Source organism: Streptomyces sp. 13-12-16, from assembly GCF_002114215.1.
Taxonomy (GTDB): Bacteria; Actinomycetota; Actinomycetes; order Streptomycetales; family Streptomycetaceae; genus Streptomyces.
In genome coordinates this window covers 1-9,305 of sequence record NZ_NCTE01000016.1, presented here as the reverse complement: position 1 = coordinate 9,305, position 9,305 = coordinate 1, and the positions used below count along the sequence as shown (strand labels likewise).

The window sequence follows — 9,305 nt, the reverse complement described above, 5'->3', positions numbered from 1 at the left end:
GAGCCGTCCACGGCCTACGGCAGGGCCCGCCGCCGGGCCGCCAGCGTCCACACACCGAGCCCCGCCAGCAGTGCGGTGCCCGTGCCGATGCCGCCCACCGCGAGCGCCCGGAAGGCGGCGTCGTCGCCCGCGTCCTGGCCCTCGGCCGCCGCCTCCCGGTCCTCCTCCGTGACCGCGAAGACGCCCCGTGGCACGGACTCCCCCGCGTACCCGGGCCCGTCCTGTGCCGCGCCGCTCAGTCGCACCCGCAGCGTCAGCGGGACGGGCCCCTCGCCGAAGTCGTCCGCCACCGCGGCCGAGAGGTGCGCGACGAGGTAGTAGGAGCCGGCGAACCGCATCGCCCCGACCTGGCGGCCGGCGGCGTGCCGGTTGGCGTACGCGACGGGCGGGAGGGGCGCGAGGCTCTCCGCCTTCCGGCTGCCGTCGTAGCCGACGCCCACGTCCACGACGCGTCCGCGTACGGGGTTGTAGAGGTCCAGGTCCAGCGCGGCCGCGGTATAGCCTCTGACGCCCTTGCTCGAACCGCCCAGTTCGGCGGTGGCGTGGAGCTGCCGGCCCCAGTCGACGGGGACCTCGTAGAAGAGTGTCTGGCCGGGGCGGATGTCGTCCCGCCAGGCCCCCTGGCCGACGGGGGTGGCCCGGGCGAAGCCGGCGCCCCCGGAGCGTCGTTCGGGCTTCCCGGTGAGGGGCTGGGGCGGGGCGGAGTTCCACTCCGTCGGCGCACTCGTCGCACCGGCCTGCTCCACAGGGGGCTCCGCCACCGCGGTGAGCTCCATCTCCCAGGGGCCGGGGGAGGAGCCCGCCCCGCCCGGGTCGACGCGTTCGACGCTCAGGTAGTACGTGCCGGCCTCCTGGCAGAGCGATCTCCTGGGGGAGATCTCCCGCATCGCCCACGCGGCGACCGGATGCCGGCTGCCGGCGGTGCCGAAGCTCGCCGTGTCCACGTCGCAGGAGCGGCCCTCGCCGTCCTGCACGGACACCTTGACCCCGTCGATGACCGAGGCGGTGCGGCCGGCCGGGGGCACGGCGGTGGCGGAGACGTAGGCGCTCGTGGCGGCGTCGAGTTCGAGGCGGTAGTGGACCGCACCGCTCGCCGGGAGGGTGCTCCGGTAGGTGCGGCCGGGCTCCAGCTCCACGGCGTCCGCGGTGCTCGTGGTCCCGTCGACCCTCCGCGCGTCCTCGGCGAAGGCATAGGCCCCGATGTCGTCGGCGGCCTCGTCCGCGACGGCCACCCGCCCCGGCAGCACACCGGTCAGTCCCAGCACCGTCACGGACGCGAGCGTCACCACGCCCACGCGTCCGCCGGCCGAGAGCCCGCCGTGCCCGGCCCGGGTCGTACCCCGCCGTCCCCTCACGCGCCACCCCTCGTCGTCGCCCGGACGTCGCACCGCGCCCATCCTGCCCCGCGGACGAGGCCCTCCGACAAGCCCCCGGCACACACAAAACCCCGACCGCGTGGGCGGCCGGGGTCTGTTCAGCGTCGGATATCGGTACTCACGAACCCGTGGGCACGGAGTCAGTCGCCTCCGTCCACAGATCCTGCTCGGCGCGATCCGCCTGGATCTGGCGGTACACGAGGAGCCCGCCGATGGCGGCCAGTGCGACCAGGAGAAGCTTCTTCACCGCGCGACCTCGTCTTTCCTTGACGTAGGGGACCTCTGGCGCCCGACTATACACACCGGTCGATACCGATCGGTGACCTGCGTCGGCCCCTCCAACTGCCCTACGGCACGGCACAGTAGAAGCGGAGTGCGGCGATCCGGCCGGAGGGTGATCACATCCGCACGGACGGTCACTTTGGCGGCTTCTCCGCCATTTCCGCATCTTTTCCCCGCCCATGCACCCATCCGTGTGGTGTTCATCTGAACATCCACGCGCCACGAGCGTCGGTCCACCACTTCGCGAGCCCCATACACATCATGAGGAAAGTACGCAAATCGCCCAACCCGAAAGTGAGGGGCCATGGCCAGGAACAAGGTCATGAAGCTGTGGAACGCCATCGTCACCGCCTTCCTCGCGCTGTGCACGGCGCTCGGACTCATCACCACGACCGCTTCCGCGGCCGTACCGCAGACCGACAAGACGCGCAACAGCGACAGCACCCCGAACGTGTCGGCGCCGACGACGTCCCTGCGGCCCCGGCCGGTGGCCAGGGCCCTGCCCCCCACGATGAAACAGCGCATCCACGCCGAGGCCCACGGCAAGTCTCCCAGTTGCCGGCACCGTCCGGCCGCGGACACGACGGCGGAGTCCGACTCCGCGGACTGCTCCGACGACACGACGTCCACCCGCGCGGAACCCGCCACCGGCCGCATCCCCCTCCAGCGCTGACCGCGGGGCCTCCGCCACTTCCCTCCTCGCGCCGTCGCCGCCTCCCCGAGTCCTGGCGAACTCGCGTACCGCACCACGGCCCGAGCCGACACCAGAAGACCCCGGTCGACATCCGACCGGGGTCTTCTTCGCTGTGTACGGCGGGGGACGGACACCGGCCACCGCGACCGCTGCCGTGGTTTGCCGCTACGGGTGCGGGCGGACGGATCGGAGAAGTCGTGGCAGCGTCCGGGTTCGTCCTCATCACCCTGTCGCGCCTCGCCGTCGTCGGCTTCACCTGCTTCGCGGCACACCGGACCCGGAGGCGCAGGATCTTCAAGATGCCGGCCTGCACACGCCTGGCCTTCGGCCTCGCCCGCGCCCCTCTCGGGGTCGCCGCCCGGTTCGCGTCCCTCTGGACGAGGCCCCGGGCGCCGTTCACCGGCTGATGCGACCCGTGAACGACAAGACCCCCAACCATGATCGGTCGGGGGTCTTCTCACTGGTGGGGCTAACAGGATTTGAACCTGTGGCCTCATCCTTATCAGGGATGCGCTCTAACCAACTGAGCTATAGCCCCGCCGCGCTTTGCGGTGTGTGTCCCGCGCGCTGACTCCTGAAGATTAGCGCACGACCGGGGCAGTCCCAAAATCGGTTGTCGCGAGGCCCTCAAAACGGGCGGAGAGACCGCTGTGAGCAGCTCACTCGTCCTCGGCCAGCGTCAGCTCGACACCGCCCACGAAGCCCGCGGAGAGGTTGTAGATGAACGCGCCGAGGGTCGCCAGCGCCGTCGCCAGGACGACGTCGATGACCGCGATGATCGTCGTGAACATCAGGACGTTGGGCAGCGACAGGAACGACTGGAGGTCGAAGCCGTTCGACTCGTTGGAGCCGGTCGCCTCGGAGATCGTGCTGCCGACCGTCGAGAACACGCCCATGGCGTCCATGACCATCCACAGCACCGCGGACGCGACGATCGTGCAGATGCCGAGCGCGATGGAGAGCAGGAAGCTGACCTTCATCACCGACCACGGGTCGGCCTTCGACACCCGCAGACGTGCCTTGCGCACGCGCGGGGTGGTGCGCGCCCCCGTGCGGGGACGTCGTACCGCGCCGGTCTGGCCGGCCGCCGTACCGGCCTGCGCCGGGTAGGCCTGCGGCGGGTGGTACGGGCCCGCCTGCTGCTGCGACTGCCGTTCCCCCGGCAGTGGTGAGGCCGTCTGAGCGGCGGCGCCCTGGTCGGGCGCGGCCTGCTGCGGGCCTCGGGTGTCCGTCACGGTTCCCCCCTGGGATCCCTGCCTGCTGGACGAGGAGGCGTCCTTGACGGGCGCCTTGATCGCTTTGAGATTGGTCGTGTGGGGATCCGCCGCCCGCGCGGCGGAGCCACGGCCGCCGCCGTCCGTTCCCCTGTTGGTACCGGTCGGTCCGGCGCCCGTGGCTCCGCTCACGCTGACTCACTCCTCGTGCTACTCGGCCGAGGGCGCCTCACCCTCGTCCGTACTGGTGGTCGCGTCCCCGTCGGTGGTCTCGTCCACGGCCACGTCGCCGTCGACTTCCTCCGCCTCGCGCCCGGCCTCGGCGTTACGGGCGATGCCGACCACGGCATCGCGCTTGCCCAGATTGATCAGTTGGACGCCCATGGTGTCACGGCCGGTTTCCCTGATCTCGTTGACTCGCGTACGAATCACACCGCCCGACAGCGTGATGGCGAGGATCTCGTCCGTCTCCTCGACCACCAGCGCGCCGACGAGGGTGCCGCGGTCCTCGACAATCTTGGCAGCCTTGATACCGAGGCCGCCACGACCCTGGACGCGGTACTCGTCGACGGCGGTCCGCTTCGCGTACCCGCCGTCCGTGGCAGTGAACACGAACGTACCGGGTCGAACAACATTCATCGAGAGCAGCTCGTCCCCCTCGCGGAAACTCATGCCCTTGACGCCCGAGGTCGCGCGGCCCATGGGACGGAGTGTGTCGTCGGTCGCCGTGAACCTGATCGACTGCGCCTTCTTGCTGATCAGCAGCAGATCGTCGTCGGCCGAGACGAGTTCGGCACCGATCAGTTCGTCGTCGGAACCGTCCTCCTGCTCCCGCAGGTTGATCGCGATCACACCGCCCGAGCGCGGGGAGTCGTAGTCCTTCAGCGGCGTCTTCTTCACCAGGCCCGCCTTGGTGGCCAGGACCAGGTAGGGCACCGCCTCGTAGTCGCGGATCGCGCGGATCTGGGCGATCGTCTCGTCCGGCTGGAAGGCCAGCAGGTTCGCCACGTGCTGCCCGCGCGCGTCCCGGCCGGCGTCGGGCAGCTCGTAGGCCTTCACCCGGTAGACCCGGCCCTTGTTGGTGAAGAACAGCAGCCAGTGGTGGGTGGTGGACACGAAGAAGTGGTTGACGATGTCGTCTTCCTTGAGCTTCGTGCCGCGTACGCCCTTGCCGCCGCGCTTCTGGGCCCGGTAGTCGTCGGTCTTGGTGCGCTTGATGTAGCCGCCGCGCGTGACCGTGACGACGATGTCCTCCTCGGCGATCAGGTCCTCGATGGACATGTCGCCCTCGTAGGGGATCAGCTTCGTCTTGCGGTCGTCGCCGTACTTCTCGACGAGCGCGGCCAGCTCCTGGCTGACGATGCCGCGCTGGCGGACCGGGGAGGCGAGGATCTCGTTGTACTCGTTGATCTTCGCCTGGAGTTCGTCGTGCTCCTGGACGATCTTCTGGCGCTCCAGGGCGGCCAGCCGGCGCAGCTGCATCTCGAGGATGGCGTTGGCCTGGATGTCGTCGATCTCCAGGAGGTCCATCAGGCCTCCGCGCGCGATCTCCACGGTGTCACTGCGCCGGATCAGCGCGATGACCTCGTCGATGGCGTCCAGGGCCTTCAGCAGGCCGCGCAGGATGTGCGCCCGCTCCTCGGCCTTGCGCAGCCGGAAGCGCGTACGGCGGACGATGACCTCGATCTGGTGGTTCACCCAGTGCCGGATGAACGCGTCCAGGGAGAGCGTGCGCGGCACGCCGTCGACCAGCGCCAGCATGTTGGCGCCGAAGTTCGTCTGCAGGTCGGTGTGCTTGTAGAGGTTGTTCAGGACGACCTTGGCGACCGCGTCCCGCTTCAGCACGATGACCAGGCGCTGGCCGGTCCGGGACGACGTCTCGTCGCGGACGTCCGCGATGCCGCCGATCTTGCCGTCCTTCACCAGGTCGGCGATCTTCTGCGCGAGGTTGTCGGGGTTGGTCTGGTAGGGCAGCTCCGTGACCACCAGGCACTGGCGGTTCTGGATCTCCTCGACCTCGACCACCGCGCGCATGGTGATCGAGCCGCGGCCCGTGCGGTACGCCTCCTCGATGCCCTTGCGGCCGACCACGAGGGCGCCGGTCGGGAAGTCGGGGCCCTTGATGCGCTCGATGAGCGCGTCCAGCAGCTCCTCGTGCGAGGACTCGAAGTTCTCCAGGTACCACTGGGCGCCGGCCGCGACCTCGCGCAGGTTGTGCGGCGGGATGTTGGTCGCCATGCCGACCGCGATGCCGGCCGAGCCGTTGATCAGCAGGTTCGGGAAGCGGGCCGGCAGGACGGTCGGCTCCTGGGAGCGGCCGTCGTAGTTGTCCGTGAAGTCGACGGTCTCCTCGTCGATGTCGCGGACCATCTCCATGGCCAGCGGAGCCATCTTCGACTCGGTGTACCGCATGGCCGCCGCCGGGTCGTTGCCCGGCGAGCCGAAGTTGCCGTTGGAGTCGACGAGCGGCATCCGCATCGACCAGGGCTGGGCGAGGCGCACCAGGGCGTCGTAGATGGAGGTGTCGCCGTGCGGGTGGTAGTTGCCCATGACGTCGCCGACGACGCGGGCGCACTTGTAGAAGCCGCGCTCGGGGCGGTAGCCGCCGTCGTACATGGCGTACAGCACGCGGCGGTGCACGGGCTTGAGGCCGTCACGGACGTCCGGCAGCGCACGCGAGACGATGACGGACATCGCGTAGTCGAGGTAGGAGCGCTGCATCTCCGTCTCGAGCCCGACGGGCTCGACGCGCATGGCCAGGGCGTCGCCCTCGGGCGTCGTCACAGGAGTGTTCTCGTCGGTCATTGCTGGTGAAGGTCCTTCCTGGTGCGGTCAGCTGAGACCGACTCAGATGTCGAGGAAGCGGACGTCCTTGGCGTTGCGCTGGATGAACGCGCGGCGGGCTTCGACGTCCTCGCCCATGAGGACCGAGAACAGGTCGTCGGCCTGGGCGGCGTCGTCCAGGGTGACCTGGCCGAGGACCCGGTGTTCCTGGTCCATCGTGGTGACGCGCAGCTCCTCGGCGTTCATCTCACCGAGACCCTTGAAGCGCTGGACGGAGTCCTCGCGGATGCGCTTGCCGGCGTTGCGGCCCATCTCGATCAGCGCGTCGCGCTCGCGGTCGGAGTACGCGTACTCGAAGTCGTCCCGGCCCCACTTGATCTTGTAGAGCGGCGGACGGGACAGGTACACGTGTCCGGCCTCGACCAGCGGCCGCATGAAGCGGAACAGGAAGGTCAGCAGCAGGGTGTTGATGTGCTGGCCGTCGACGTCGGCGTCCGCCATCAGGATGATCTTGTGATAGCGGAGCTTCTCGATGTCGAAGTCCTCGTGCACACCGGTGCCGAACGCGGAGATCATCGCCTGGATCTCCTGGTTCTGCAGGATCCGGTCGATGCGCGCCTTCTCGACGTTGAGGATCTTGCCGCGGATCGGGAGGATCGCCTGGTACTGCGGGTTGCGGCCGGACTTGGCCGAACCGCCGGCGGAGTCACCCTCGACGATGAAGATCTCGCACTTGGTGGGGTCGTTCGACTGGCAGTCGGACAGCTTGCCCGGCAGCGACGCCGACTCCAGCAGGCCCTTGCGACGGGTCAGGTCGCGCGCCTTGCGGGCCGCCACGCGCGCGGTGGCCGCCGCGATGCCCTTGCGGATGATGTCCGCGGCCTCGTTGGGGTTGCGGTCCAGCCAGTCGTTGAGGTGCTCGTAGACGACCTTCTGGACGAAGGTCTTCACCTCGGTGTTGCCCAGCTTGGTCTTGGTCTGGCCCTCGAACTGCGGCTCGCTCAGCTTGACCGAGATGATCGCGGTCAGACCCTCGCGGATGTCGTCGCCCGTGAGGTTGTCGTCCTTCTCGCGCAGCAGCTTCTTGTCCCGCGCGTACTTGTTGATGAGCGAGGTGAGCGCCGCGCGGAAGCCCTCTTCGTGCGTACCGCCCTCATGGGTGTGGATGATGTTGGCGAAGGAGTACACACCCTCGGTGTAGCCGCCGTTCCACTGCATCGCGATCTCGAGGGACAGGTGCCTGTCCTTGTCCTCGGCCTCGAGGTCGATCACGGTGGGGTGCACCATCTCTCCCTTGCGGGAGTTGAGGTACTTCACGAAGTCGACGATGCCGCCCTCGTAGTGGTACGAGACGGCCTTGACCTCGTGCTTCTCGTCCTCGCCCGCCTCGTCCGCACCGGCGGTGGCCTTCGCCGACTCGCGCTCGTCGGCGAGGTTGATGCGCAGGCCCTTGTTGAGGAACGCCATCTCCTGGAAGCGCCGGGAGAGCGTCTCGAAGGAGTAGTCGGTGGTCTCGAAGATGTCGCCGTCGGCCCAGAAGGTGACCGACGTCCCGGTCTCCTCGGTGGCCTCGTGCTTGGCGAGGGGCGCGGTGGGGACACCCAGCTTGTAGTCCTGCGTCCAGCGGTGGCCGTCGGTCTTGACCTCGACGGCGACCCGCGTCGACAGCGCGTTGACCACGGAGACGCCCACGCCGTGCAGACCGCCGGAGACCGCGTAGCCGCCGCCGCCGAACTTGCCGCCCGCGTGCAGCACGGTCAGGACGACCTCGACGGCGGGCTTGCCCTCGGAGGGGACGATGCCCACCGGGATGCCGCGGCCGTTGTCGACGACGCGGACGCCGCCGTCCGCCAGGATCGTGACGTCGATGGTGTCCGCGTGACCGGCCAGCGCCTCGTCGACCGAGTTGTCGACGACCTCCTGCACCAGGTGGTGCAGTCCCCGCTCGCCGGTCGACCCGATGTACATACCGGGTCGCTTACGGACCGCGTCCAGGCCCTCGAGGACGGTGATGGCACTGGCGTCGTACGACGTGGCGCCCTCGCCGGTCGGGGCGCTCGCCGCGTCGCTGACGCCGGTGTCGGTGGACGGGATGTTCTCGTTGGGGTTGCCGGAATCGGCCACGAAGCGCCCTTTCTGGCACAGCACGAGCCGGGCTCGTCGGCAGGTTGCCGGAGCGGCTGCGGCATGTTGCGTTGGTAAGCCTTGATCAGCGTTGCTCAGCTTTTCCCGGGCGGTCCCCACGTTCGGGGCGGGATTGTCTTCCATTCTACCGGTAGCACTGACATCGATGGGGGTTTGCCGGTACCTGAGTCCGCATGTGCCGCCCTCAACCGGTCTCGTCCGACTCCCGATATGCGGATGGGGGCTCCAAGAGCCCCACGAGGGCACTCAGCGCTTCGGGCCGTCAACCCTTGGCTACTTAGGAGTCAGGTGGCGATTCGCAACCGTGTGCGGTGCCGCGACGAAACGGGCACCGGCGGCCGGACAGCACCGCCGAGACCCGTGTTGTGATGTCCATCACGTAGGGCTGAAGGGCCCGAAACGGGCGCCCTGTCACCCGTACGTGTCCCCGGGACCCGTGCTTCCGGGAGCGCGCAGAGGCCCGAAGCGACGGGCGGGGCCGCCGGGGCCGACGACCTTGATCAGCCGCACGGTGCCGTGCCCGAGGTCCTCGTTCAGACGCGCGACCAGGGTCGGCGCGAGCAGCCGCAGATTCGTCGCCCACGCCGTGGAGTCGCAGCGCACGACCAGCACCCGCTCGTCCTCGTCGTACCGCTCCGGCTCACAGTGCTTGGCCACGTCCTCGCCGACGATCTCGGGCCAGCGCCCCATCACCCCGCCCACCGCGGCCGGGGCCTCCCAGCCGCGCTCGCTGAGCAGCCGGTTGATCGCCGGGCCGAGCGCCATCGGGTCGCGCCGGTCGGCGCGCGCGCCGGAGCGCAGGCCGCCGCG

Annotated in this window: 8 protein-coding genes and 1 tRNA gene; 2 read left to right on the top strand and 7 right to left on the bottom strand. The window is 69.4% G+C overall.

Features of this window, described 5'->3' with window-relative positions; translation table 11 throughout:
- Positions 1-14: 14 nt before the first annotated feature.
- Positions 15-1,355, bottom strand: coding sequence for a hypothetical protein (locus B7767_RS01010; protein WP_256923278.1), 1,341 nt, complete (start codon positions 1,353-1,355; stop codon positions 15-17).
- Between the two features lie 139 nt (positions 1,356-1,494).
- The gene (locus B7767_RS47210; protein WP_003999697.1) at positions 1,495-1,623 is read right to left on the bottom strand and encodes a DLW-39 family protein; all 129 of its coding nucleotides are present in this window, start codon (positions 1,621-1,623) and stop codon (positions 1,495-1,497) included.
- 339 nt (positions 1,624-1,962) lie between these two features.
- Here B7767_RS47210 and B7767_RS01000 point away from each other — a divergent pair, with 339 nt between their 5' ends.
- Entirely contained in the window at positions 1,963-2,331 is a 369-nt protein-coding gene (locus B7767_RS01000) for a DUF6344 domain-containing protein (protein WP_085570406.1), read from the top strand.
- A 218-nt stretch (positions 2,332-2,549) separates the two neighbouring features.
- Positions 2,550-2,759 carry a hypothetical protein gene (locus B7767_RS46085; protein WP_085570405.1) on the top strand — a complete coding sequence of 70 codons (210 nt, stop codon included), beginning with the start codon at positions 2,550-2,552 and terminating at the stop codon, positions 2,757-2,759.
- Positions 2,760-2,813: 54 nt separating this feature from the next.
- On the opposite strand, the gene B7767_RS00990 is transcribed toward B7767_RS46085, so the two are convergent.
- From B7767_RS00990 to B7767_RS00970, 5 genes are all read right to left on the bottom strand, one after another.
- Positions 2,814-2,890: transfer RNA gene (locus B7767_RS00990), tRNA-Ile, on the bottom strand.
- 121 nt (positions 2,891-3,011) lie between these two features.
- Complete coding sequence (locus tag B7767_RS00985) at positions 3,012-3,758, bottom strand: DUF3566 domain-containing protein (protein WP_085570404.1); 747 nt, start codon at positions 3,756-3,758, stop codon at positions 3,012-3,014.
- An 18-nt stretch (positions 3,759-3,776) separates the two neighbouring features.
- Positions 3,777-6,371 (bottom strand): DNA gyrase subunit A, encoded by a 2,595-nt coding sequence (gene gyrA / locus B7767_RS00980; RefSeq protein ID WP_085570403.1) that lies wholly within the window; start codon positions 6,369-6,371, stop codon positions 3,777-3,779.
- A 42-nt stretch (positions 6,372-6,413) separates the two neighbouring features.
- Positions 6,414-8,474, bottom strand: a complete 2,061-nt coding sequence (gene gyrB, locus B7767_RS00975; RefSeq protein WP_179166993.1) for a DNA topoisomerase (ATP-hydrolyzing) subunit B — start codon at positions 8,472-8,474, stop codon at positions 6,414-6,416.
- A gap of 432 nt (positions 8,475-8,906) precedes the next feature.
- Positions 8,907-9,305: DUF721 domain-containing protein (locus tag B7767_RS00970; protein ID WP_085570401.1), on the bottom strand; the 399-nt coding region annotated here is incomplete at its 5' end.

Bases quoted from the DNA above. Each gene is read 5' to 3' on its own strand.
- B7767_RS01000 (WP_085570406.1), top strand. From the start codon at position 1,963: ATGGCCAGGAACAAGGTCATGAAGCTGTGGAACGCCATCGTCACCGCC.
- gyrA (WP_085570403.1), bottom strand. From the start codon at position 6,371: ATGACCGACGAGAACACTCCTGTGACGACGCCCGAGGGCGACGCCCTG.